At 72.3% G+C, this 23,959-nt stretch carries 20 protein-coding genes; 11 read left to right on the top strand and 9 right to left on the bottom strand.

Going from position 1 to position 23,959, the window contains the following annotated elements; translation table 11 throughout:
• Window positions 1-15 precede the first annotated feature (15 nt).
• From ACH4XV_RS44145 to ACH4XV_RS44135, 3 genes are all read left to right on the top strand, one after another.
• Window positions 16-855 carry a fumarylacetoacetate hydrolase family protein gene (locus ACH4XV_RS44145; RefSeq protein ID WP_395799503.1) on the top strand — a complete coding sequence of 280 codons (840 nt, stop codon included), beginning with the start codon at window positions 16-18 and terminating at the stop codon, window positions 853-855.
• Window positions 856-919: 64 nt separating this feature from the next.
• Window positions 920-1,846 carry a VOC family protein gene (locus ACH4XV_RS44140; protein WP_395799501.1) on the top strand — a complete coding sequence of 309 codons (927 nt, stop codon included), beginning with the start codon at window positions 920-922 and terminating at the stop codon, window positions 1,844-1,846.
• A 761-nt stretch (window positions 1,847-2,607) separates the two neighbouring features.
• Entirely contained in the window at window positions 2,608-2,937 is a 330-nt protein-coding gene (locus tag ACH4XV_RS44135; protein ID WP_395799499.1) for a hypothetical protein, read from the top strand.
• Here ACH4XV_RS44135 and ACH4XV_RS44130 read toward each other — a convergent pair.
• From ACH4XV_RS44130 to ACH4XV_RS44120, 3 genes are all read right to left on the bottom strand, one after another.
• A complete protein-coding gene (locus ACH4XV_RS44130) occupies window positions 2,916-3,200 on the bottom strand; it encodes a hypothetical protein (RefSeq protein WP_395799497.1) in 285 nt (94 codons plus the stop codon). The genes ACH4XV_RS44135 and ACH4XV_RS44130 overlap by 22 nt on opposite strands.
• A gap of 228 nt (window positions 3,201-3,428) precedes the next feature.
• Entirely contained in the window at window positions 3,429-4,118 is a 690-nt protein-coding gene (locus ACH4XV_RS44125; RefSeq protein ID WP_395799496.1) for a hypothetical protein, read from the bottom strand.
• 87 nt (window positions 4,119-4,205) lie between these two features.
• A complete protein-coding gene (locus tag ACH4XV_RS44120; protein WP_395799494.1) occupies window positions 4,206-6,770 on the bottom strand; it encodes an ABC transporter permease in 2,565 nt (854 codons plus the stop codon).
• Window positions 6,771-7,154: 384 nt separating this feature from the next.
• Between ACH4XV_RS44120 and ACH4XV_RS44115 the strand changes: the two genes are divergently transcribed.
• On the top strand, window positions 7,155-8,372 hold the full coding sequence (locus ACH4XV_RS44115) for a sensor histidine kinase (RefSeq protein WP_395799492.1): 1,218 nt from the start codon (window positions 7,155-7,157) through the stop codon (window positions 8,370-8,372).
• Window positions 8,369-9,100, top strand: a complete 732-nt coding sequence (locus ACH4XV_RS44110; RefSeq protein WP_395799490.1) for a response regulator — start codon at window positions 8,369-8,371, stop codon at window positions 9,098-9,100. Before ACH4XV_RS44115 ends, ACH4XV_RS44110 begins: the two co-directional genes overlap by 4 nt.
• A gap of 93 nt (window positions 9,101-9,193) precedes the next feature.
• Here ACH4XV_RS44110 and ACH4XV_RS44105 read toward each other — a convergent pair whose 3' ends face one another.
• Window positions 9,194-9,763, bottom strand: coding sequence for a CGNR zinc finger domain-containing protein (locus ACH4XV_RS44105; RefSeq protein ID WP_395799488.1), 570 nt, complete (start codon window positions 9,761-9,763; stop codon window positions 9,194-9,196).
• 78 nt (window positions 9,764-9,841) lie between these two features.
• Between ACH4XV_RS44105 and ACH4XV_RS44100 the strand changes: the two genes are divergently transcribed.
• Window positions 9,842-11,053 carry an MFS transporter gene (locus tag ACH4XV_RS44100; protein ID WP_395799487.1) on the top strand — a complete coding sequence of 404 codons (1,212 nt, stop codon included), beginning with the start codon at window positions 9,842-9,844 and terminating at the stop codon, window positions 11,051-11,053.
• Between the two features lie 126 nt (window positions 11,054-11,179).
• Here ACH4XV_RS44100 and ACH4XV_RS44095 read toward each other — a convergent pair whose 3' ends face one another.
• Both ACH4XV_RS44095 and ACH4XV_RS44090 read right to left on the bottom strand, forming a co-directional pair.
• On the bottom strand, window positions 11,180-12,040 hold the full coding sequence (locus tag ACH4XV_RS44095; protein ID WP_395799486.1) for an alpha/beta fold hydrolase: 861 nt from the start codon (window positions 12,038-12,040) through the stop codon (window positions 11,180-11,182).
• Window positions 12,037-12,765 (bottom strand): TetR/AcrR family transcriptional regulator, encoded by a 729-nt coding sequence (locus ACH4XV_RS44090; protein ID WP_395799485.1) that lies wholly within the window; start codon window positions 12,763-12,765, stop codon window positions 12,037-12,039. The genes ACH4XV_RS44095 and ACH4XV_RS44090 overlap by 4 nt, the downstream gene beginning before the upstream one ends.
• 76 nt (window positions 12,766-12,841) lie before the next feature.
• On the opposite strand from ACH4XV_RS44090, the gene ACH4XV_RS44085 reads away from it, so the two are divergent.
• Both ACH4XV_RS44085 and ACH4XV_RS44080 read left to right on the top strand, forming a co-directional pair.
• Window positions 12,842-14,254 carry an amidase gene (locus ACH4XV_RS44085; RefSeq protein ID WP_395799483.1) on the top strand — a complete coding sequence of 471 codons (1,413 nt, stop codon included), beginning with the start codon at window positions 12,842-12,844 and terminating at the stop codon, window positions 14,252-14,254.
• A gap of 220 nt (window positions 14,255-14,474) precedes the next feature.
• Window positions 14,475-16,019 carry an MFS transporter gene (locus ACH4XV_RS44080; RefSeq protein WP_395799481.1) on the top strand — a complete coding sequence of 515 codons (1,545 nt, stop codon included), beginning with the start codon at window positions 14,475-14,477 and terminating at the stop codon, window positions 16,017-16,019.
• Between the two features lie 68 nt (window positions 16,020-16,087).
• Here the strand turns inward: ACH4XV_RS44080 and ACH4XV_RS44075 are convergent, their stop codons facing one another.
• Window positions 16,088-17,062, bottom strand: coding sequence for a helix-turn-helix domain-containing protein (locus ACH4XV_RS44075; RefSeq protein ID WP_395799479.1), 975 nt, complete (start codon window positions 17,060-17,062; stop codon window positions 16,088-16,090).
• 115 nt (window positions 17,063-17,177) lie between these two features.
• Between ACH4XV_RS44075 and ACH4XV_RS44070 the strand changes: the two genes are divergently transcribed.
• Complete coding sequence (locus tag ACH4XV_RS44070) at window positions 17,178-19,202, top strand: WD40/YVTN/BNR-like repeat-containing protein (RefSeq protein ID WP_395799477.1); 2,025 nt, start codon at window positions 17,178-17,180, stop codon at window positions 19,200-19,202.
• A gap of 97 nt (window positions 19,203-19,299) precedes the next feature.
• Here the strand turns inward: ACH4XV_RS44070 and ACH4XV_RS44065 are convergent, their stop codons facing one another.
• Window positions 19,300-20,643: a glycoside hydrolase family 18 protein gene (locus tag ACH4XV_RS44065; protein WP_395799475.1), complete on the bottom strand. Its 1,344-nt coding sequence runs from the start codon at window positions 20,641-20,643 to the stop codon at window positions 19,300-19,302.
• Window positions 20,644-20,879: 236 nt separating this feature from the next.
• Between ACH4XV_RS44065 and ACH4XV_RS44060 the strand changes: the two genes are divergently transcribed.
• Together ACH4XV_RS44060 and ACH4XV_RS44055 are read left to right on the top strand one after the other, a co-directional pair.
• Complete coding sequence (locus ACH4XV_RS44060) at window positions 20,880-21,623, top strand: hypothetical protein (protein WP_395799473.1); 744 nt, start codon at window positions 20,880-20,882, stop codon at window positions 21,621-21,623.
• Window positions 21,624-21,811: 188 nt separating this feature from the next.
• Complete coding sequence (locus ACH4XV_RS44055) at window positions 21,812-23,032, top strand: HEAT repeat domain-containing protein (protein ID WP_395799471.1); 1,221 nt, start codon at window positions 21,812-21,814, stop codon at window positions 23,030-23,032.
• 102 nt (window positions 23,033-23,134) lie between these two features.
• Here ACH4XV_RS44055 and ACH4XV_RS44050 read toward each other — a convergent pair whose 3' ends face one another.
• A complete protein-coding gene (locus tag ACH4XV_RS44050) occupies window positions 23,135-23,755 on the bottom strand; it encodes an ATP-binding cassette domain-containing protein (RefSeq protein ID WP_395799469.1) in 621 nt (206 codons plus the stop codon).
• Window positions 23,756-23,959 lie beyond the last annotated feature (204 nt).

Genomic DNA, 23,959 nt, shown 5'->3' with positions numbered 1-23,959 from the left:
TCCGGGAGACCCGTCATGCGCATCGCCAACCTCTCCGGCCGACTGGCCCTGATCGTCGACGGCAAGGCCGTCGACGTCGAACGGAGCAGCAACGGCCGCTTCTCCGCCGACCCCCAGGCCGTCTACGAGCGGTGGGAGGAATTTCGTACCTGGGCCGCCGGCGACCTCCCCGCCGGCGTGGCGTTCGAGCACGGCGAACTGGGCGCGCCGGCCCCGGCGCCGCGGCAGACATTGGCGATCGGCCTGAACTACCGGGACCACGCCGCCGAGTCGGGGTTCGCCGTGCCCGAGCAACTCCCGCCGGTCTTCACCAAGTTCGCCACCAGCATCAGCGGACCCGTCACCGAGGTGAAGTTGCCGGCGGACGGCCACACCGACTGGGAGGTCGAACTGGTCGCGGTCATCGGACGTCGCGCTCACGGTGTCCGCGAGGAGGACGCCTGGAGCCACGTCGCCGGGCTGACCGTCGGCCAGGACATCTCCGAGCGGGTGATCCAACTGGCGGGTCCGGCACCGCAGTTCAGCCTCGGCAAGTCGTATCCCGGGTTCGCGCCCATGGGCCCGTGGCTGGTGACACCGGACGAGTTGGACAACCCCGACGACCTCGAACTGCGTTGTGCGATCAACGGGGAACAGGTCCAAAAGGGCCGCACCCGTGACCTGATCTTCTCCGTGCCCACACTGGTCGCCCGTCTCTCCGCCGTGCTGCCGCTCCTGCCGGGCGACGTGATCTTCACCGGCACCCCCGCAGGCGTCGGCCTCGGCCGGAACCCGCAGCGCTGGTTGGCCGCGGGCGACGAACTCGTCAGCACCATCGAAGGGATCGGTGAACTGCGCCAGACCTTCGTGGCCTGAGACCGAGCGTCGACGGACAGACGGACAGACGGACAGACGGACAGACGGACATAGGAGTCCTCTCGTGGCACTGCACCGACTGACCTCCATCACCATGGGGGTCCCCAACGTCGCCGAGACCGCCGCCTACTACACGGACTTCGGCCTCGCCCCGGACGGAGAGGGCTGGTTCACCACCCGGGACGCCGGACGCCAGCTCAGGATCGTGCACGCGCCGACCCGCCGTCTGGTGGAGGTCAGGGTCGGCGCCGACAGCCCCGACGACCTGGCGGCGAGCGCGTCCCGCCTGAAGCGGCTCGGCGTCGACTGCCACATCGCCGACGGGGCACTGACCGCCTACGACACGCCCACGGCCGTGCGCGCCATCCTGGAAGTCGCCCCACGCCCGACGCAGGAACCGGTCGCGGCCACCGCCTACAACGGTCCCGGCCGCATCGAGCGCACGGACTCCCGCGCACCCGGCGTCCTGCGTACCGATCCGGTGCGCCCCCGCAAGCTCGGACACGCCGTCGTCGGCACCACCGACCTCGACGCCACCACCGCCTTCTTCCGTGACGGGCTCGGCTTCAAGGCATCGGACTACATCAGGGACCACGGGGCGTTCCTGCGCTGTTCCACCGACCACCACAACATCCTGGTCCTGGCCGCGCCGGTCGCGTTCCTGCACCATTCCTCGTGGCAGGTCGACGACATCGACGAGGTCGGCCGCGGCGCCGCCGCCATGCTGGAGGAGCACCCCGAGCGCCACGTGTGGGGCCTGGGGCGGCACCACGCCGGGTCGAACTTCTTCTGGTATCTCAAGGACCCGGCGGGCAACTTCAGCGAGTACTACTCCGACATGGACTGCGTGGTCGACGACCAGCTGTGGACACCGGAGGTCCTGGAGGGAGCCAAGGGCCTGTTCAACTGGGGCCCGCCACCCCCGCCTTCCTTCCTGGCCCCCGAGGACCTGGCCGCATTGATGACCGGCATCCACAGCGAATCGAGGTAGCCCCCGCGACCGGGAGGAGGTTACCGTCCTGCGCGTCGGCGGCGGCGCGCAGGACCCGCGCTCGACGGCGGGCGGGCACCTTCGGCCGGAGTGGAGACGTCGGGCAGCAGTGCCGCGACGGCCGCGCCGAGCACGGCGGGGATCATGACGGCGATGAATCCGGTGCGACCGTGCCGGGACGACCCGGCACGGCGGCGAGACCTTCGCGAAGGAGAACCCGTGACCCCGGCCCTCGCCGCGCCTGTGGCGACACGAACACGATCGGGCATGCTCGTCCTGGCGTGAGTCGACCGCGATGGCAGCCGGTCCGATCCGCGACTTCTCCGACCCCGACGAGGCCCGGGTCAAACGCCGACAGTGCTGGTCGGACGGCCGGCTGAAAGCCGGCTGGGACCACCTCGTCCGCAGGACGCGACAGCACGCGGCCATGCCTGCGGATCCCCTGCCGCCGACCCCATGAACCCCTCCCGCGCTCGTGCAGACAAGGCAGACGGTATGACCACACACGTTCCGGTCCTGATCGCCGGCGGCGGCCCGGTCGGACTCGCCACCGCGTTGGAACCGGCCCACCACGGCGTGCCTTCACCGGTCGTCGAACCGCGCACGCGTGCTGGTGCGCGACGCCGAGGTGCTGGGCAGGGCGCGGATCGGCATCCCGGACTTCGACGCGTTCATCGCCGTGTTCGGGGCCGAGTTCGTCTATGTGCTCGACGTCGACTCCCTCCAGGGCAGGCACTGGAACAACGACGGCGTCCAGGAGGATGTCGCGACTCGTACCGACGCTCGGCGGGGACGTGGTCACCCACCGCACGCTGCGCCGCGACGTGTGGCTCGCGCTACGGATCACGGAGGGACGGACCGCCGGCATCACCGCCGAGCGCGACCTCCGCCAGGCGCCGCCCCCACGGTGGCCCGGCCGGTTCGCCCACCGCCCGGACCGACCACATGCCCTCTGGACGCTCCTGCGCCGTCCCCGCCGCGTGTGGTGGCGGTGGGGACGGCGCGGGAATGCCCGTGGCACGGCCCGGCCGGCCCGTTCCGGGATCGTGGGCCTCGAGGGATTCGAGGGCTACTTCACCCACAGTTCGTAGTTCTCGAACTGGCCCCCGCCGGTGCACTGGTAGCTCGACCAGCGATGGGCGTTGATCCCCTGGTTGCCGGTGTCGTTGCACGCACTGGCCCAGTAGTAGTCGGTGATGTAGGTGTAGCCGGGGCTGGCCGGCGGGTGGCACGGATGGGTGCAGGCGACCGTCGCGGGGGCGGCCTGGGCGGGAACCGCCCCCAGCACGGTGCCGGTGAGGATGGCGCCACCGGTGGCGAGACCGAGTACGAAGTTGCGGAGACGCATGATCATGTCCCTTCGAAGCACGATGTGTGGACATGCCGTACACGGTCTGTGGCGGCTATCGGTATGACCCAAAAGATGTGACCTGCGTCACATAAGCACGGATGCCCCTATCGGCCGCCCCCGGCTCATGGCGGCCGTGGATTTTTGCGGCGCCCACCTCGTGCTCGCCTCGGTACGGCCGGGTGGTGGCCGGAGCGCCGGACGTCCGACCGATGCGCCGTCCGAGTCCGGTGCTCACGATGCCCGCAGGACGCTCGCGTCGCCGGACCGCGTGCGCACCTTCACGTGATACGGCGCGGCGGCGTCCCGCGGGACCTCGACCTGGACCGCGCCGCGGTCGCTGGTCGCGTCGACCACGTATCCGACGCCGGCCGGCAGCCGGACGCGGGCGGTGTCGCCGTCGGCGTCGACGCGGGCCGGCGGGCTCGCGAAGGACAGGTCGATCGCGTCCTCGTCGGCCTTCGCGGTGACGGTGCCCGCGGTCAACTCCTTGCCCTCGATCGAACCACCGGTGGTGTGCGCGGACACGTCGCCGGACAACCCGACGAGGGTGATGCGGCCCGACGACGTCACCGCCTGGACCGCGACCCCCGGGGGAACGACCACCTCGTACGACACTCGGGCCCCGTCGCGGACGGACTGCCGCAGGGTCAACGTCGCGTCCGTGACGGTGTGTTCGGTGACGGGTTCGGCCGAACCGAAGCGCTTGGTCTCGGTGACCACGACGCTCGCGGACTCGGTCCGACCGACCCGGACGTCGCCTGCCGCGCCGGCGACGACCACGCTGCGGACGGGGCCGCCGACCTCGTAGTGGGCGGTGCGGGTGGTGGTGTGGTTCGGCGAGCCGGACGTACCGCAGGCCGCCGCCACCAGCACGAGGCCCGCGCAGACCGGGCAGGCGAGGCGAAGTCGTCGGTGCAGCACAGTGGTTCCTCCCTATCGGGAATCTCTTCCCGGTGAATCAATCTCTTCGATTTCCCTCGATCGGGCCCGACCCCCGGACCGGGTCCCCTACTCCGTCGCGATGGCGGTCAGCACCGCCGTACCGGCCGCCCGACGAGCCGGCAGCACCGCGGCGAGCACGCCCACCACGCCGGCCCCCGCGACCAGGGCGGCCAGGGTTGCCCACGGCACCGCCAGTACCTCCAGGCCCCGGTCCGCGAGTCCGCGCTGCGCCACGACGCCCCAGCCGACCCCCAGCAGCAGGCCGAGCAGCGTGCCGTACACCGACAGCGCCAACGACTCGGCGCGGACCATCCGCCGGATCTGCCCGCGTGAGGTGCCGAGCGCGCGCAACAGCCCGATTTCCCGGGTGCGTTCGACAACCGAGAGGGTGAGCGTGTTGACCACGCCCAGCGCGGCGATCAACACGGCCAGACCGAGCAGTGCGTAGACCAGGTCGAGCACGCCGTCGATCCCGCCGCGCACAAGCCGCTTGTATTCGTCGCGGTCGCGTGCCGACGCCTGCGGGAACGGCGCGAGCGCGGTCTTCAGCGCGGCCTTGAGCTTCGCTCGGTCGGTGCCCGGCGCGCCGTCGACGAAGATCATCGCGTCCTGCGCACCCGGAGCAAGCGCGGTGAGCGTCTCCAGGGCCACCAGCGGCGCGTCCCGGCGGCCGATGGACTGCCCGGCGGGATCGGGTTCGCGCAACGCGGCCACGGTCACCGTCAGTTCCGTCCCCGTCGGGCCGCGCAGGAGCACCGCGCTGCCGATCGACAGGTGGAAGTCGCGGGCGTATCCGGCGCCCAGGCTGATCGTGCCCGGCGCCGGCGCGGGTGCCGGTGCTCCCGACACCGAGCGCCGGCGCAGTACCGACGGGAGTTCGGGATCCGCGCCCTGCACCCACCCGTGGTCGGCGCGCCCGTCGGCGAGCACCTCGATCCGGGCCTCGCGCAGCCGAACCACCCGACCCACGCCCGGCGCGCGCCGGACCGCGTCGGATACTTCGGCGGTCAACGGCGCACCGCCCTTGTCGCTCCGGACGGTGATGTCGCCGGCCAGCGTGCGATCGATCCGCGCGTCCGTCGAACCGCTCGCGGACGCGGCGACCACCGCCGTCGCCGCGACCACCGCCACGCCGATGGTCAGCGCGGCGGCGGTGGCCCCGGTCCGCCGCGGGTCACGCATCAGGTTGCCGCGCCCGAGCCGCCCGACCGCCCCGGAGCGCACCAGGACCCGCGCGATCGGCGGGAGCACGGTACGGACCAGGGTCGGCCCCAGCACCACGAAGGCAACCAGGCCGAGCACGATGCCCACGATCGCCGGCGGCCCGCCGGCCACCGCCGCCGCCACCCCGAGAGTGACCAGGACCGCACCGACCACGGCGCGCCGCCGGGCGGGCCGACCCGACCCCGACCCCGCTCCGACGGCGGCCTCGCGCAACGCCGCCATCGGCGGGACCCGGCTCGCCCGTGCCGCGGGCACCGCCGCGGCGAGCAGCGTGCCGAGCACGCCGACCAGCAGGGCGGCAACCGGCGTCCGCACCGTGATCACGAGCGGTGCGTCCGCCGGACCCACCCCCGCGTCGCCGATCGCGCCCCGGAGCCCGGCGGCCAGGCCGATGCCCGCGGCCAGCCCCAGGACCGACGCGATCGACGCCAACAGCAGCGCCTCGACGTACACCGAGCGGCGCACCTGGGCACGGCTCGCGCCCAACGCCCGCAGCAAACCGCACTCGCGGGTTCGGCGGGCCACCAGCATCGAGAACGTGTTGACGATCAGGAAGCCGGCCACGAGCAGCGAGACCCCGGCGAAGCCGAGCATCGCGGACCGCACGAACTCGACGCCGGAGGCGGTCTCCGCCGTCTCCGCGTCCGCGACCCGGGCCCGAGTACGCACCACGGCATCCGTACCGAGCCCCGGCGCTCGCTCGATCCGCCGGGCCAACTCGTCGTCGGTGACGCCCGCCCCCGCGTCCACCCGTACCGACGTCACCACGCCGGGGACGCCCAGCAGGCGCGTGCTCGCGACGGCCGTGTCCAGGAAAACCGACGTGTGCCCGGGGTCGACGGTGCGATACGCGACTATGCCGACCACCGCCGCCTCGAAGCTCCCCGGGACGGCGACGACCCGTACCCGATCGCCGAGACGCACGTGCGCGCGCCGGGCCGAGTCGGCGTCCATGACGAGCTCGCTCGGGCCGTGTGGTTCCCGACCCTGGGCCAGGCGTACCGGTGAGCGCGCGTCGGGCGACCAGTTGGCGGCGGTCGTCGGTCCGCCCGCCGCGCCCTCGACCCGGCGATTGCCGGCGGCCACCAGCGCGACGTTGTCCACCGTGATCGCGGCGCGTGCGTCGCGCACGCCCGGCACGCGGCGCACCGACGCGACCACGTCGGCCGGCAGCGTCGGCGGCCCGCCCGGGGCCGCGCCGCGCAGGCCGGCCGCGCTGTCCGGGGTCGGCGCCTGCACCGTCACGTCGGCCGCGCCGGCCGCCGAAAACTCGGCCGCGGCCCGGGTCACCGTGTCGGCGAGGACGAGCGTGCCGGCGACGAACGCGACCGACAGCAGCACGGCAAGGCCGGACAGCACCATGCGCCCGCGCTGCGCGAGGAACCCGCGCAGGGTTGCCTTCAGCATCGCCTCAGCCCCGTCCGGTGCGGACCGACGGCGATCCGGCCGGCGGCCGGGCGGGTGGCGGGTCGAGCTTTCGGTGGGTCATGGGTGTCCTCGCTCCAATGTCGTCCGACGGGATCGGACGGGATGGGGTGTGGGGGATCGGGTGTGGGCGGCGTGAGGGGGGAGGGGGTGGGGGAGCGGCCTCGGATCGGGCCGGATCGCCGTGCACCGCGGTGGCCGCAACGCTGTCGCGCCGAGGGGGTGTCGCGCGTCGGGCCCGGGAACGTCGGTCCGCACACGTTCCGACGGACGCCGGGTGCCGGCCGCGTCGGTCGCGCGACGGACGCCGGGTGATCCGTCCCAGGGCTGACGCCCGAGCCGTTCCCGGAGGGCTAGCGTCGGGGCGTGGAAGAGTCCCGCCCGCCCTTGACCCAACGCCTGACACCGCGTCACCTCGCCTGGCTCGACGTGGTGGCGGCGGTGGTCTCGGCCGCGTTGATCTGCCCGAGCCTCGGACGATTGCACGAGCATCGCGTGCCGGTGCCGCTCTTCGCCGTCCTGGCCATCGCGCTCGCCGCCGCGGTGGCGCTGCGCCGGCGACATGCCGCGTCGGCCTTCGTACTCGCGTGCGTCGGCTATGCGGTACTGGCGGCGTACGGGTTCCCGAAGTCGCCGTTGATCGCGCTGGTGCTGGTCGTCTACGTGGTCGGCCTGGTCGAACCCCTGTGGCGTTCCGTCGCCTTGCTCGGCGCCGGCAGCGTCCTGGTCGCGCTCGCGCCGTTGGTCGGGAGCTCCGCCGACCGCGGTTGGTCGTCGTGGAGCAGTTGGATCCTTGGCCAGGTGGGCGCACTGCTCGCCTTCTGGACCGTCGGCCGGACGATGGGCAGGCAACGCGCCTACAACGCGGGCCTGCGTGAACAGGCGGAACGCCGGGCCCGGGACGAGACGGACCGGGCCCGGCGCACGCTGGTCGAGGAACGGCTGCGGATCGCCCGGGAGATGCACGACGTGGTGGCGCACAGCATGAGCGTGATAGCGGTACAGGCGGGGGTCGGCCACCATGTGATCGCGGCCCGGCCCGACGAGGCCGCCAAGGCGCTCGCCGCGATCGAGACGACCAGCCGGGCGGCGCTGCGCGAATTGCGCGCGCTGTTGGGGGTGTTGCGCGAGGAGGCGCCGCCGGTCGGGGGACGGGACGGCTTCCACTCGGCGCCTGGTCTGGCGGACGTACCCGGGCTGGTGGAGAAGACCGGTCGGGCCGGGCTGCGGGTCGACGTCCGCATCGACGGTACCCCGCGCGAGTTGCCGTCGGGCATGGATCGCGCGGCGTATCGCATCATTCAGGAGGCGTTGACCAACGTGGTCAAGCACGCCGACACCGATCGTGGCAACGTGTTCATCCACTACGGCGACACCGACATCAGGATCGAGATCACCGACGACGGCTCGGGGCCGGCCGGTCGGGGCGCCGGCGACCTCCAGGGCCTCGACCGGGCGCAGGGTCACGGACTGATCGGCATGCGCGAACGGGTCGGCCTGTACGACGGCGACTTCCAGGCGGGACCGGGTCCGCGCGGCGGCTATCGGGTCGCGGCCCGGCTGCCGCTGGGGGTCGGCGCATGAGCATTCGCGTGGTGGTCGCCGACGATCAGGCGCTCGTGCGTGCCGGCTTCCGGGTACTCGTCGACTCCGACCCCGGCCTCACCGTGGTGGGCGAGGCCGCCAACGGCGCGCAGGCGCTGGAACTGATCCGCCGGGAGCGCCCCGACGTGGTCCTGATGGACATCCAGATGCCGGAGGTCGACGGCATCGAGGCCACCCGCCTGGCGTTGTCGGGGCCCGAACCGGTGGATACGCGGGTACTCGTGCTGACCACGTTCGACCTCGACGAATACGTGTTCGCGGCGCTGCGGGCGGGGGCGAGCGGTTTCCTGGTCAAGGACACCCCGCCGGCCGATCTGCTCGCCGCGATCCGGGTGGTCGCGGCGGGGGAGGGCCTGCTCTCGCCGGGGGTGACCCGGCGCCTGATCGAGGAGTTCGCCCAACGCCCGATGGCGGCCGTCCTCGCCCCGACCCGCCTGGCCGCCGTCACCGACCGCGAACGCGAGGTCCTGCGCCAGGTCGCCCGCGGCCTGTCCAACGCCGAGATCGCCGCCTACCTACACCTGTCCCTGTCCACCGCCAAGACCCACGTCAGCCGCCTGCTCACCAAACTCGACGCCCGAGACCGAGCCCAACTGGTCATCGCGGCTTACGAATCGGGCCTGATGAACCAGAAGCCGACGGCGCGTCCTAGGCCGGTCCCGGCGCACTGCCCCGGACCCACGCCGGATGCGGGGCCGGGGCGTTGACGGCACTTGCTCACCCGTGCCCATTGATCGCGACCGCCCTGGGATCGGGCCGCCTTGCCGCCGCGGAGGCGGTTTGGCGCGGCGGTTCCGGGTTCAGGTGTGGTTGGTGGTGCGGCGGGCGCGGAAGGTTGCTGCTTTGACTCGGTTTTGGCAGGCCGTGGAGCAGAATTGGCGGGCGGCGTTGCGGGACGTGTCGACGTAGACGCGGTCGCAGCGTGGGGCTCCGCAGAGACCGAGGCGGCCGGCGTAGTCGCCGCCGAGGGCCATGGCGAGGCCGGTGGCGCAGCCGGCGCTCCAGCCGATGGCGTAGGAGTCGTCGGCGCCGTGGAAGTGCACCTGCCACGGCTCGCCGGGAGCCCGGTCGAGCTGGGGGCGGGCGCCGGTTTCCAGGAGCAGCGTGTTGAGGACGCGGGCCGCGTCGTCGAGGCGGTCGGCGACTGCGGCTTCGAATACCGCTCGTAGGGCGCGCGCGGTGTCGGCCAGCCGGTCGGCCTCGGCGGGGCCCAGGTCCGCCCCGGCGGAGAGTGCGGCCCGGACCGCGCCGATCCGTTCGGCGCCCTCGGGGGCGGGGTAGCGACGGCCGCGTGCCTGGCCGTCGGTCAACGCGTTGACGAGCGCCACCGAGGCTTCGAGCAGGGTACGCATGTGACTGTCGAACAGCACTTGACCAGTTACCTTTCGGTCGCCTACGGTCTGCGTCACTGACAATAGACGATTGATCAGTGACTGGAGGGAGGTGTCGTGCCGCGCGCCGAACCCCTGCCCCGCACCGTGCGTCTTCTGCTGCTCGCTCGGGTGGTCAACCGGCTCGGAGCCTTCTCCCTGCCCTTTCTCACCGCGCTCGTCAGCGCCGACCACGGGACGAGCGTGACCACCGCCGGGCTGGTCGGCGCCGCCTTCGGGATCGCGACGATCCCCTCGCGGCTGGTGGGGGGAGTGCTGGCCGACCGCATCGGTCGGCGCACGACCATCGTGCTCGGGCTCTGCGGATGCGCGGTGGCGCAGTTGGCGCTCGCCGGCTCCGGGTCCTTGACCTGGGCCATCGTCTGGGCGGTGCTGCTCGGGTTGGCCTTCGAGCTGTACGAACCGCCGAGCCAGGCGATCATCGGCGAGTCCGTGCCGGAGCGGCAACGGGTGCGCGCGTTCAGCCTGTTCGGCGCCGCGCTCTCGGCGGGCGGCATGGGCGCCGGACTGCTCGCCGCCCTCCTCGGGCACTGGGATCTGCGATGGCTCTTCGTCGCCGACGCCGCGACGTGCCTGGGCTGCGCGCTGCTGATCCGGTTGGCCCTTCCCCACGACCGCCCGACGCCGCCCGCGACGGACCGGGACGACACCGCCGTACGACCGCTGCGGGACCGAGCCCTGCTGAGGGTCCTGGCCACCGGCACCGCGTACGCCCTGATCCACCAGCAGACGGTGACCATCCTCCCGCTCGCCCTCCCCCGACAGGGCCTGCCCGCCGCCGACGCCGGCCTGGTGTTCACCGCCACGGCGGCCACCACCGTGCTCGCCCAACCGCTGATCCGGCTGCCCTGGACGGCCCGGCTCACCACGCCCGCCGCGCTCGCCCTCGCCCATGCCCTCCTGGCGGCGGGGCTGACCGGCTACGCCCTCGCCCACACCCTGCCGGCGCTGCTCGTCGCGGCGGCGGTGGGCAGCCTCGGCGACCTGCTGATCATGGGCCGGGTCTACGCACTCGTCACCGACCTGGCGCCACCGACCGGAAGCGGCCGATACCTGGCCGTCTTCGGTACCAGCTGGGGCATCGCCGCGACCCTCGCCCCCATCTGTGGCACCCAACTACTCGCCCGCACGGGAACGACCACACTGTGGTCCACGATGGCCGTCCTCTGCCTCCTCCTCGCCGCGACACACCTCCGCACGACACCGCAACTCCCCGCCCGCCACAACCCCTCGGCGCCGACGCGCCCCAGAGCACCCGACACCGCGTAGGGGGACAACCGGCCCGCGAGGTGCCCGGCACACCGATCGATGGCGGTGGCGGCGAAGGACCCACGTCCTCCACCGCCACCGCCGCACGCGTACGACGCGCGGTCGGCGGGCGAGTGCCGCCGGGTGTCAATCGAGGAGGGCGCGCCACAGGGGGGTGGGGTCGGTGAGGGCGAAGAGGTGGCCGGCCTCGGGGAGGATGCGGAGTTCGGCGTCCGGAAGCCGTGCGTGGAGCCAACGGGCCACGCCCACCGGTACGTTCGCGTCGAGGTCGCCGTGCACGATCGTGGTCGGTGCGGTGATCGTACCGAGCGGGTCGGGCAGCGCCCGGTGGTAGCGGCGCATGTCGGCGACGGCCGCTCCGGGCCCCTGGCACAGTGCCGCCTCGGCGTCGCGTGCCGTCGACGCGCGGGTCGCCGGGTCGTTCAGGGCGAGCCGGTCGGACTCCGGCAGCCCGGCCGGTGGTTTCGCCGGATCCGTCGGGGCCGATGCCCGCCGGGTGAGGAGTACGCCCAACACGCCCGGCACGCGCCGGGCCAGCCAGTAGGCGAGGGTCACCACGGGGAGCCGGCCCCGGGTGGCGGCGGCGGGGGCGCCCGGGACCATTCCGCAGGCCACGACCAGGCGTTCGACCCGATCGGGCACGCGCTGCGCGACGGCGAGCGCGTAGCCGGCGCCGCCCGAGATGCCGATCAGCGAGGCCCGGTCGAGTTCGAGCGCGTCGAGCAGGGCGGTGAAGTCGCCGTCCCACGCGTGGAAACCGTCGATGTCGACGGGGTCGGTCTCCCCGAACCCCGGCCGGTCGGGGCAGATCAACCGGACTCCGGCCGCGGCCGCCGAGGCGTCGAGCGTGTGGGCCTGGAAGCGGCTGCCCGGTGTGCCGTGCGCGACGATCGTGGGGACGCCGGTGGGGTCGCCGTACACGCAGTAGGCGATGCGCCGCCCGCCGGGCGCCGGGGCGAATCGGGTCGGCGGCGCGGATATGCTCACGCCCGCCCCCGCGGGCGTCCCGCCGGGCCCGCCGGTCGTCCCTCGGCGATCGTGGACTCGATTCCGGTGATCAGGAGTTCGAGGCCCTGCCGGAAACGTTCGGCGTAGTCGTGGTACCGGGCGAAGACCGACGCCACCTGCCGCTCGGGCGACGCGTCGTAGTGTTCGAGTTCGCCTCGACCGAGTCGGATCGCGACATGCCCCGTGACGAAGTCGTGGACGGCCGCGTACGCGTACGCTGCGCGCTCCTCGTCCAGCCCCGCCGTACGCAACGCGCCCGCGACGCGGTGTGCGACCGCGTCCGCGCCCGGTGCGTCGAGGGCGGCCCTGCGGTGTGCCTCCAGGACCAGCGGGTGGCGCATCAGCAACGCGCGCAGTTCCTCGGCGAAGACCCGCACGACGCCCTGCCAGTCGTCGGGCCACACGATCGATCGGGTCACCCGGCCGACCACCTCCGAGACCATCGTGTGGCGCAGGGCCTCGATGCCGCCGGTCGTGCGATGGATCGCCATGGGCGACACGCCCAGCCGGTCACCCAACACGCGAAACGACACGGCGTCCAGTCCACGGTCGTCGGCGATCTCGGTCGCGGCGCTCAGGATCGCCTCCAGCGATACGGCCTTGGGCCGACCCGGCTTCGCCGCCTCCGGCGCGCCACCCGCCGAACCTTCCGGTGACCCATCCGGTAGCCCCTCCGGTGGACCCGACGCACCTGCTGCACTCATCGAACTCGGCATTGACGATTCCATGAGAACACCCTAACAATACGCGTAACGAAACGCCAAGCGAGGTGCGCTGCGCATGCCTGAATTGCACGAACTATCGGCCCTGGACCTCGGTTCCGTCATCGCCTCCGGAGAAACCTCCCCGGTGGACGTCGTGGACCATTTCCTTCGGCGCGCCGCCGAGGCGGACTCGGTCGGGGCATTCACCACGATCGCCGACACGCACGCCAGGGAATCGGCACGCCGAGCCGAACGAACCCTGCGCGACAGGCGCGACGAGCCGCTGCCCGCGCTCTTCGGAGTGCCCGTCGGCATCAAGGACCTCGAAGAGACGCGCGGAATTCGCACGACCTTGGGCAGCAGGGTGTTCCAAAACTGGATTCCGGACGCGGACGGCGAGATCGTCACCATCCTGCGGGCCGGCGGCCTCATCGACATCGGCAAGACCACGGTGCCCGAGTTCGGCGCCGCCTGCTACACCGAACCCGACATCGCCCCGCCCGCGCGCAGCCCGTTCGATCTCGCGTGCGGCGCCGCCGGCAGCAGCGGCGGCGCGGCGGCGTCGGTGGGCGCACGATTGTTGCCGTTCGCGCAGGGCAGCGACACCGCCGGGTCGTTGCGGTCCCCGGCGAGCGTCTGCGGCGTGATCGGCCTCAAGCCGAGCCGGGGCCTGATCACCACCGGCCCCGACCGCGGCGACAACATGGGCCTGTCGGCGCGCGGACCACTGGCCAGGACCGTACGCGACACGGCCGCGCTCCTGGACGTCCTGGCCTCGAGGCCCGGCGCGAACACCGTGCATCCCCCGGCGCCTTCGGCGGGCGGTTACCGGGCGGCCTGCGACGGGCCGCTGCCACGCCTGCGGATCGCGGTCGCACACGGGTCGATCTCCGGTGGCCCGGTGGCCGCCGAGTCGGCGGAGGCGACCACTCGTACCGGGCTGCTGCTCGAATCCCTCGGGCACACCGTGGTGCGTCGCGACCAGGCCGAGGACCCGCTGTTCACCGAGTCGTTCACCCTGGCCTTCGCGTCCCTCGCCGGCGGCCTGCCGCTACCGCCGGGCGCGGAGCCCCTGCTGCGCCCGATCGTCCGGCATCTGCGCGCGATCGCGACCCGGACCACGGCGGCCGAACTGGCCGCGGCACTCGGCACGTTGCAGGCGCGGGCCCGCGCGTGGACGCTCGACCACGCCGACGTGGACATCGTGATCACCCCGACGATCACCCGCCCGACACAGACCCTCGGCGAACTGCGCGACGACGCCGACCCGGCGGGCGAACTCGCCGCGATGACGGCCTTCACCGGCAATACCGTCCTCGCCAACGCGACCGGCTTTCCCGCCCTGAGCCTGCCCGTGGAGTGGAGCGCGCGAGGCATGCCGATCGGTGTGATGTTCACCGCGGGGTGGGGGCGGGACGACATTCTGTTGCGACTGGCGGCGGAGGTCGAAGAGGCCGCCCCGTGGGTGGAGCGCTACCCGAACATCTGAATCGATTATCGACCGTCGAATATCGAACAGGGCGCAAGACTCCCGATAATCCGCGAACGACCCCACGTTCTGGTCCCATGCGCCCGCGCGCCCGCGCAGCCACGCAGCCACGCGGGTCGATTCGGCGTATCCGAATACTCGCGTGGATTTCGCTCGGACACCCGCGCGGATTCTGCGCGAATCCCGGGTGAATCGTGCCCAGAGAAATGAGACCCACGCCATGAAACGCTCCGCCACCACCTCCGGCTCCGCCGAAACGGGTGACACCCCACCCGGAAGACGCGCCACCCTCCTGTTCCTCGCGTTGGCCGTCACGGCGATGGCCGTCGCGGCGCTGGAGAGCCTGATCCTCCCGGCGTTGCCGATGTTGCAGAGCGATCTGGACATCAGGCCCGCCAAGGCCGCGACGTGGGCGGTCGCGCTGACCGTCAGCGCCGCCATCTCGACCCCCCTGGCCGGCAGCCTCGCCGATCTGCACGGTCCGCGCCGGACCATGGCGGGCGTGCTGTTGCTGGTCACCTGCGGTGGCCTCGTATCGGCCGCGGCGCACTCCTACACGATGTTCCTGGTCGGCCAGATCCTGATGGGCACCGGCACGGGAGTCATCCCGATCGGCTTCGTGGTGTTGCGTTCGCTGTACGCGCCCGATCGGCTGAAGGCGCCGATGGGCACGTTCATGGCGGCGATCACGGCGGGCAACTGCGCGGGCGTGCTGTTCGCCGGACCGATCGCGAATTCGCTGTCCCGGGCCTGGATGTACGCCCTCCCGACACTGTGCGCAGCGGCCGGAGGCGTGCTGTTCCACCTGACCGCCGCCGGGCTGCGGACGCCGGCGTCCGAAATGGCGCGGCCGGGCGGGAAGGCGCGGCCGGGCGGTAAGGCGGGCCCCTCCCGGGTCGACTGGCCCGGTGCGGCCACCCTCGCCGTCGGCCTGGCGCTGCTGTTCATCTGGCTCGACCGGGCACCCAAGGACGGCTGGGGCGCCGCGACGAGCCTGGCCCTGGTGGCGTCCTCGGTCGTGGTCCTCGTCGGATGGGTGTACGTGGAGAACCGGGTCGAGCATGCGATGGTGGCTCCGGCGCTGCTCCGCCGACGGGGTATTTGGGGCCCGGTGAGCGTCGGCGTGGCACAGGGCTGGATCTACAGCATGGTCGTCTACCTCGTCCCGCAACTGCTGGCCCTGCCGAAGGCCACGGGCCTGGGGCTCGGTGCGAATGCCTCCGAGATCGGCTACTACCTCTGTGCGGCTCTGGCCGCGGCGGTGCTGAGTTCACCGCTCGCCGGCCTCGCGGCCCGACACGTGGGCAGCCGGGTCGTTGCCGGCGTGGGCATGGTGTCGCTCGCCGCCGGCGCGCTGACGCCGGCGTATCACCACGAGCCATGGCAGATCGTGTGCGGACTGGTGCTGACCGGGATCGGCGCGGCGGCCGGCTCGACGGCGATCTTCGTCGTCGCGGCCTCGGCCGTGGCGCCCGAACAGCTCGGTGTCGCCACCGCCTTGACCACCGTCGCCCGGGCGCTCGGCGGGGCGGTCGGGACCCAGGTGGCCGCACTGATCATGACCCACAACCCGATACTCGTTCCGGGCGGACCGCCCTCCGACGACGGCTTCCGGATCGCATATCTGACGGCCATGGCCATCGCGGTGGCCGCCGTCGGCCTCGTGTTCGCCTTCCCCCGCGACGCCCCGGCGCGCCCGACCCGATCGCGGGTACGAGTGCCCGCCGCGGCCCCGTCCTCGCTCCCGGACGGCCCACCGGCGTAGCGCGCCCGTCCCGGCGCGGTCGGGGTGCCGGGAGCCGGGAGCCGCCCCAACCGCCGGTGTGAGCGCCGCTACACCCAGCCGCGCCGCACCGCCTGTACGCCGGCCTGGAAACGGTTCTCCGCGCCCAACTCGTCGAGGAGCACCCGCATTCGCCGGCGCAGGCTCCGCGTGCTGATGCCCAGTTGCCGGGCGATCGTCTCGTCCTTGAGACCGGACAGCAGCAGGTTCAGGATCCGTCTGTCCTCCGTGTCGAGCGGGTCGTCCGCCGACTCGGAGCCGGCGGCGGTGAGGGGGACGGCCTGGGTCCAGAGCCCTTCGAACAGGGTGACCAGGGCGTCGACGAGGGTGGTGCCCCGGATGACCACGCTGCGGGTGATGGGCGGGTCGAGGTGCAGGGGCAGCAGGGCGATCCGGCGATCGGCGACGGACATCTTCAGCGGGACGTCGGCGAGGACCCGGGCCTCTTCGCCGGCCTGCGACAGGCCGGACACGACGTCCAGGTTCCCGGGTATCTCGAACGACTCGGGGGCGTAGATCGTGCGGTACCGAACCCCGCGGCCCAGCAGGGTGTGTTGGAGCGGGTTGCCGTGGGCCAGGACGTACGGCGGCCGGTCCAGGCTCATGATCTCCTCGGTGGCCTCCTGCTGGAGCCGGGCGAACCACCGGCCGAGTTCGTCGGCGCTGGTCAGCAGTTCGACGCCCTCGCCGGGACGGGCGGTCTCGCCGAGCGCGCGGTAGACGGCCTCGAGTTCGGCGGCCGTCTCGGTGACCCGGCCGAGGTCGGCGTGCGCGTTGCGGACCAAGGCGGCGAGAGCGGCGGTGGGGCTGACGGCCGCCCACCGGGTGGGGCGGCCCGAGAGCCGACTGACCAGACCGTGGCCCCGCAGGCGGGCGAGGGCCGACTGCAGCCGCTCTGCGCCCGAGCCGGTGCGCTCCGCCAAGTCGCGCACAGTGACCGGCGGTCCGGCCAAAACGGTGCGATAGACCCGCTCGTCGAACGGCGCGACCCCGACGGCGCCGAACACCAACTCGTCATTTTCCATGGCGAGCGAGCATGGCCGATTCCGGCGCCGGCCGCAACCGGCCGGCGGCCACACCTGGCCGACCGTCGGGAGCCGCGACTACAAAGAGCACACCACCGGCCCCATGGGAGACGGCATGTTCAACGCACAACATTCACGGTCGAGTTCAGCGAAGGTGTCCCGGCGCCGACTACTCCTGATCGCCACGGTGGCCTTCGGCACCGTGTTCGGCGCGTTCGGTACGGTGCCCGCCGGAGCGGAACCCGCGGACTCCGCCGACCCGCCGACGACCCTGGCCACCCGGGGCAACGAATGGCGGCAGGTCGGCCCGAACGGCAGCGGCGGCAAACTGGCGTTCACCCCCGCCCGGCCCGAACGGGCCTACGTACAGAGCCCGATCGGCAACGTCGTCTTCCGATCCGACGACCGGGGCACCACCTGGCAGCAGAGCACGGAACTGCCCGTGGACGCCACGGACGCCGGCGGCATCGCGGCCGGCCCGCTCCGGCCCGACGTGGTGTTCGCGGGCGGCGTGGAGAAGGAGCACTGGCGCGGGTACGTGCTGCGCAGCACCGACGCCGGCAAAACGTTCACTCAAGTATTGGACGCCCCGGGCGGGGTCAGCGGCGTCGTGTTCGACCCGACCGGCGCGCGGCTGTACGTAACGGGCGCCGACGGTGTGCGCGTCACCACCGACAACGGCAACACCTGGCAACTGCTGGCCGGTGCCCCCGCCGACGCGCGGAACCCGAAGTTCACCGACGGCGACCTGTACTTCACCGCCGGCGCCGACGTCTGGGTCCTGCGCCGAGGCGCGCGGACCCCGGTGAAGCTGCCCCGCCCCGGTTCGACCGGCGCGGGCGTCGATCAGTTCAGCGGTACCGGTGGCACCCTGGTCGCCCGGGGCGACCTGGCGGTCGCGCAGGTCTCCACCGACCGGGGTGCGCACTGGCGGGCGCTGCGCGGGCCGTGGGGCACCGACGTGGTGGTCCTGGCCGCGGTCGTGGACGGCTCGGGCCGGCTGCACATCCAGGTCAACCAGTCCACCGGCGAGATGCAGCAGTGGGGCAGCCGCGACAACGGCCGCACCTGGCGTCCCGAGGCGGGCCTGGCCCGCATCGACCTGTACGAGAGCATCGGCACGTTCCCCGGACGGCCCGGCACCGATGTCATCTCGGCCGGCGCGGGCATCTACACCACCGACGACCACCAGTCCTTCCGCCGGATCGGGGTGCCCGGCTCCGAGGTGCTGTCGCTGACCGTCGCCCGGGGCAAGTCGGGCCCGGCGATCGTCGCGGGCACCATGACCGGCACCTACCAGTCGTCCGCGCCCCTGAAGAGCCGGCTGCCGCGCGGATACCAGGAATGGGGCTTCTCCGGCTCGGCGCCGCACACCATCGGCAATCGGATCGACGGCCTGGCCACCGATCCGTCGACCCCCTCGACGGTGTACCGGGTACGCAACACCTGCACCTTCGATCAACCCTGCTTCTACCTGGAGAAGTCGACCGACGCGGGCGTGCGGTGGACGATCACGCAGACGGCCGTACCGGGCAAGGCACTCGGCATCGCGGTCAGCCCGGGTGACCCGAAGCGGCTGTACATCGCCACCCACTCGCCGTCGGCCGTGTACACCAGCAACGACGGCGGCGAGTCCCTGGTCCAGAACGGGCACGACGACCTGAACGGCTTCACCAGCGTCGCGGTCGACCCGGTCGACCCCGACAGCGCCTGGTTCGGCGGCCCGAACGGGCTGTTCCGCACCACCGACGGCGGCGTCACCCTGACCAAGCTCCTCGACGGCTGGGTGAGCGCGATCGCGCTGAACCCGCGCACCCCGGGCCACGCGGTCATCGCCGCCAGGGACGCGTTGTACGTGACCACCGACGACGGGAAGAACCTGACGAAGGCGGCCGGCGACCTGAGCGGTTACCTGAGTTCGCTGGCGTTCACCCCGGACGGCTCGACGGTGTTCGCGGGCTCGCACGAATACCATTCCCCGGCCCTCGGAGTGCTCCGCAGCAACGACGGCGGCCGGACCTGGGGTTCGATCACGAAGAACCTGCCGGAGCCGTCGGTATCGTCGCTGACCGTATCGCCCGACGGCCGGTGGCTGTTCGCGGGCACGACCTACGGAAGCGTGCACCGACTGGCGGTGTAACCACCTTCCGAACGCGCCTCCCCTGCCCGAACTCCCCGGCAGGGGCGGCGCGTTGGTGTCATCCAGGGGCACCGAGCACTGCGGTTTCCGACGCGCGTCAGCGGCGCAGGCCGCGGTCCAGTGCGGCGACGGCGCTGCCTCGTGAATCGTCGCCGTCCAAGGCCCAGATCATCACGCCTGCCAGGTCGTTGTGGCGCGTGTAGCGGGCCTTGGCGGTGAGGACTTCGGAGTTGTCGAAGCTGTAGAAGGTGTCACCGTCGTACTTCCACGAGGCGCCGTGGACACGGTCGACGTAGGTCCTGCCGGGGCGGGCACCGAGTTCCTTGTAGGTGAGGTCCGGTGCGGTGCCGCCGGCCTTCTGGTAGAGGCCGTTGCGATCGCCCGCCGGAACGCCGGTCCATCCGTGGCCGTAGAACGGGACGCCCAGGACCGTCTTCCCGGACGGCAGGCCGAGTTGGGCGTAGTGGTCGACGGCCTTGTCGGCGCTGCGTTGGCGGACGTCGGGGTCGGTGGGGTCGGAGTACAGGTTGGCGTGGTGGTTGGCGGGGCCCTTGGCCTCCCAACTGCCGTGGAGGTCGTAGGTCATGAGGTTGATGTAGTCGACCGAGGCGGAGACCGCGGGGATCTCGAGGCGGTCGGCGACCACGGAACTGGCCGGCAGGGCGGCGGTCAGCAGGTAGTGCCGGGGCTTGCCGTGGGCCTGCGCCTTGGCGCGCTGCGCGGCGTACTCGTCGAGTTGTTTGCGGAACTCGGCCATCAGCAGGGTGAAGTTGCGGCCGTCCTCGGGACGGGAGACGTTGCCCTCCGCGCCGCCGCCACCCGGATACTCCCAGTCGACGTCGATGCCGTCGAAGACACCCTCGGCGGTGCCGGGGCCGCCTTCCGGGGCGCCGTCGAGCCTCGGTACGTTGCCCTTGATGTAGAGGTCGACGCAGGAGGAGACGAACTTCTTGCGGGACTCGTCGGTGGCGGCCGCGTCGGAGAAGTACTTGGACCAGGCCCAGCCGCCGAGCGAGATGACGGTCCTGAGCTGCCGGTTCTCGCCCTTCAGTTTGCGCAGTTGGTTGAAGTGGCCCTTGAGCGCCTGATGGGGCGCGTCGGCCACGCCGTCCACCGACTGGGCTGCGGTGAACGGACGTTGGTAGTCGTCGTAGGCGTATCCCTGGCCCTCGATGTTGGCCTCGAAACAGGTCCCCTCGGCGGAGACGTTGCCGAAGGCGTAGTTGATGACGGTCAGCTTCGCGGCTTGGCCGGTCTCCTGAACCCGTTTGGCGGAGCTGTCGGCGCCCCACTGGGTGAAGTAGCCGATCCGCTGGCCCTTCGGCTTCGGGCCCTGGGACTCGTGGCCGGCGGCGTTCGCGGCGTGCGCGGTGGTGGTGGCGGTGGCCAGCAGCACGGCGGCGGTGACGGCCGCGAGCAGACCGGAGGGACGAACGGGCATACACGATCTCCTGGTTCCGGTGGTGCGTCCATACGCCAGGGGGCAGGCGTAGCAGAGGTCTAGTCCATTCGGTGCACCCGGACAAGGGATTCGTTCGGATCGACGCACGATGCAAAACCGCGATCCGTCCGTCCGGACACCGCGCGGTGGCCGCGCAGGCCACCTTGGGCCCCTGGTGTCCGAGGTCCGTCCCGGGTACGGTCGGTGTCGTTGCCTCCAGGGTTCCGCTTTCGCCCGTGCGTCGTCGTCGTGCCGTTTTGATCCTCGCCGAAATCGCGGCGCTGATCGGCACGACCGTCTTCGCCATCGCCGGGCCGTCGCGCTCGGTCAGGGGTCGTGCCGCTCACGCCCCCGGAGCCCTCGGCGCGTTGAGCGTGCCGGGGATGCGCACTCTGGTGCTGACCCTCGCCGCCGCCGGGGCGGTGATCGGGATGTTGTACATCGAGGTGCCCGCGTTCGTGGCCGGTGCCGGGAGCGCGACGGCCGGACTGCTCCTGGCCGTCATGGCCGGCGGCAGCATGGTCGGTGGTCTCTGGTACGGCGCGCGCACGTGGGCATCAGGCGTCGACCGCCGCTACGTATGGCTCTCGGGTGCCTTTGCCGCGAGCGTGGTTCCGCCGGCGTTGGCGAGAACTGCTCTGCACCTCGGCGTACTTCTGTTGTTCGTGGGCGCCGCGTACGCGCCCCGGATGATCTCGGCGTACTTCATGCTCGACCACCTCGCGCCCCACGATTGCCCGACCGAGGCGTACACCTGGCTCGTCGGCGCCGGCGCCGCGGGGGGCGCGTCGGGCTCGGCCCTGGCCGGCCCCCTGGTGCAACACGTGGGCGTGCGAGGGGCCTTCGTCGGCACCGCACTGCGTGCGGCGGCGGCCCACATCACGGCCCTCGCCCGCCGCGACACCCTGACGCCGCCGCCCACCCCCCACCCGGCCCCGCGCCCACGATCCGCGCCCGACGGGCGCCGGGACGCGGCCTGACAACGCGACTCATGCCGGTTCGTCCGCCATCCGGGCCTTGCCGCATCCACCCACACCACGAGACGCGACCGCCGTTCACCGCCCGCCAACGGCCGACCCGACCCGGCTACCCTCGTTGCGGTTTCGCATCTATGGGCTGCGGGGCGATGACGTTGTATACCGAGCGGCAGCGGATGGGAGGCGGGGGCGTGGAGTCACTCATCGCGGCGGTACGGAGTGGGAATGCGAGGCTGGCGACCAGGTTGTTGGACGCGGGCGCCGATCCCGACGCCGTGGACGAGTACGGCACCCCCGCGTTGTGCCTGGCTGTGGACACGTTCGACCTTCCGGTCGTCGACGCCCTGCTCCCGTGCGCCCGGCTGGACGAACCGGCGCCCGACGGCCGCACCGCGTTGTTGCGCGCGATCGATCGAGGCGCCTGCGAGATCGCGGAAAGACTCGTCGGCTACGGGGCGAAGCTGTGGGTCGCGGACGCGGAAGGACGCGACGCGTTGGCGTTGGCCCGGTACTGGCACGAGACCGGCGTCGAAACGGAGTTGCGCCGCAGAAGCGGGTCGGGTTCGGTCGAGCGCAGAACCCTGCGACGGTCGGAGTCCGGGACCTCCTGCGAGGAACTGTCGTCGGGAGGGCTGACGATCAGGAATGGACACACCGCGATCCTCACCGCGCTGGAGCCGTGTTACGGCATCCGTCCGTCCTTCGACGAGCTACTGTCGCGCGTCCTGGCCGAGCCCGACGTCGACCACGAGGTGTGGTGGGCGGCGATGTACGCGCTCGTGGAGCGTCACGACTCCGCCGTCTGGGACGCCGCCGCCGCTCTGTGCGACCGGTCGGATCCGTTGGAGCGTTACTTCGGCGCGGACGTGCTCCGCTGCACGAACCTCTTCGACAAGAGCGAGGACGCACCGTACGACCGGCCGCTCGTCGATGTGTTTCTGCCCCGGGTGACGCACGAGCCCGATCATTGCGTGGCCCGGGTGCTCACCGCCGGACTGGTCGAGGCCATGGATCCACGGGCCGAAGAGGCCCTCCCCGAGCTTACCCGCCATCTCGATGCCGAGGTCAGGAAGCGGGCGGTCGAGGGACTTGGTCGCGCGATCGAGAGGGCAGAGCCGGACGCGCTCGCCGCCGGGACGGAGTGCCTCGGGGACACGAACGCGGGGGTTCGCCGAGCGGCCTGTTTGTCCCTTGCACTCGCCCCACCGGACACCGGGGACGTCTCCGACCTGCTCGCCGCCTGTCTCGTCGATCCGGACCGGGACGTACGTGTGGAGGCGGCGGCCCGGCTCGCCCTGCGCGACGACCCGCGTGGCGACGAGATCCTGCGCGGCTTGGCCCCCGCCGACGTGGAGGCTCCCTACTACTGGCTGCTCTACGACGTGTACCGACACCGCGCCTCGCACCACTGAACACCGAAGCCGCAGCCCCGGATGATCCTGCTCGCCGCGCCTGCGGACCGCCGCGCCGGACGGTCTTCTGAGCGTCGCACCGTCACCAGCCGCTTCACGCAGTTATTCGGGTGGCTGAGCCGTGGTGTGTCCGCTGCCGTTGTGCCCGGTTTCGTATTGGTTGGCTTGCATGCGGTACATGGTGGCGTAGCGGCCTTCGTGGGCGAGGAGTTCGTGGTGGGTGCCGTGTTCGAAGAGGGCGCCGTGGTCGAGGACGTAGATGTGGTCGGCGAGGCGGGTGCCGGCGAGGCGGTGGGTGATGAGGACGACGGTGCGTCCGGAGTCGGCGAGGGCGCGGATGCGTTCGAACGCGGCGATTTCGGCCCTGGCGTCGGGGGCGGAGGTGGGTTCGTCGGCGATGATCAGGTCGGCTTCGCGGTAGACGCCGCGCCCCAGGAGGATGCGTTGCCATTGTCCGCCGGACAGGGCCACTCCGCCGACGTAGGAGCGGTCGAGGAGGGTGTGCCATTTCCTCGGGAGTTCGTCGATGACGCGGTCGGCCTCGGCGTATCGGGCGGCGGCTTCGAGCGCGGGATCCGGGCGCTCCGGGGCGGTGTCGGGGTATGCCCGTGGGCCGGGCACGGTCGCGGCGGCGCCGTCGGTGGTGTGCCCTTGCGTCGTGGGGCGGCCGATGCGGATGTTGGCGGCGGCCGGGTCACGACGACGTCGGGAGGATCGGATCACGGCGTCCACCGTGGGCGGTGCGATGCGTCGACGGCAACGGGGTTTTGGGCGGAGACGCCTTCGAGGAGGACTGGCAGCGAGCCGCCGGAGAGCGGACAGCGGCCAGGGCGCCGGGATTTCGGGCCGGCCGTCGGCGCCGTCGCCCGTGGCATCGTGACCCCAGAGTTCACCCTTTCGAGGCGCCGTTTGACGGCGTTCGGACAA

The sequence above is a fragment of the Embleya sp. NPDC020630 genome (genome assembly GCF_044334985.1).
Classification (GTDB): domain Bacteria; phylum Actinomycetota; class Actinomycetes; order Streptomycetales; family Streptomycetaceae; genus Embleya.
This window is presented reverse-complemented; position numbering and strand designations above follow the sequence as displayed.

Bases quoted from the DNA above. Each gene is read 5' to 3' on its own strand.
- ACH4XV_RS44145 (WP_395799503.1), top strand. From the start codon at position 16: ATGCGCATCGCCAACCTCTCCGGCCGACTGGCCCTGATCGTCGACGGC.
- ACH4XV_RS44135 (WP_395799499.1), top strand. From the start codon at position 2,608: ATGTCGCGACTCGTACCGACGCTCGGCGGGGACGTGGTCACCCACCGC.
- ACH4XV_RS44130 (WP_395799497.1), bottom strand. From the start codon at position 3,200: ATGATCATGCGTCTCCGCAACTTCGTACTCGGTCTCGCCACCGGTGGC.
- ACH4XV_RS44120 (WP_395799494.1), bottom strand. From the start codon at position 6,770: ATGCTGAAGGCAACCCTGCGCGGGTTCCTCGCGCAGCGCGGGCGCATG.
- ACH4XV_RS44110 (WP_395799490.1), top strand. From the start codon at position 8,369: ATGAGCATTCGCGTGGTGGTCGCCGACGATCAGGCGCTCGTGCGTGCC.
- ACH4XV_RS44090 (WP_395799485.1), bottom strand. From the start codon at position 12,765: ATGAGTGCAGCAGGTGCGTCGGGTCCACCGGAGGGGCTACCGGATGGG.
- ACH4XV_RS44085 (WP_395799483.1), top strand. From the start codon at position 12,842: ATGCCTGAATTGCACGAACTATCGGCCCTGGACCTCGGTTCCGTCATC.
- ACH4XV_RS44080 (WP_395799481.1), top strand. From the start codon at position 14,475: ATGAAACGCTCCGCCACCACCTCCGGCTCCGCCGAAACGGGTGACACC.
- ACH4XV_RS44075 (WP_395799479.1), bottom strand. From the start codon at position 17,062: ATGGAAAATGACGAGTTGGTGTTCGGCGCCGTCGGGGTCGCGCCGTTC.
- ACH4XV_RS44070 (WP_395799477.1), top strand. From the start codon at position 17,178: ATGTTCAACGCACAACATTCACGGTCGAGTTCAGCGAAGGTGTCCCGG.
- ACH4XV_RS44065 (WP_395799475.1), bottom strand. From the start codon at position 20,643: ATGCCCGTTCGTCCCTCCGGTCTGCTCGCGGCCGTCACCGCCGCCGTG.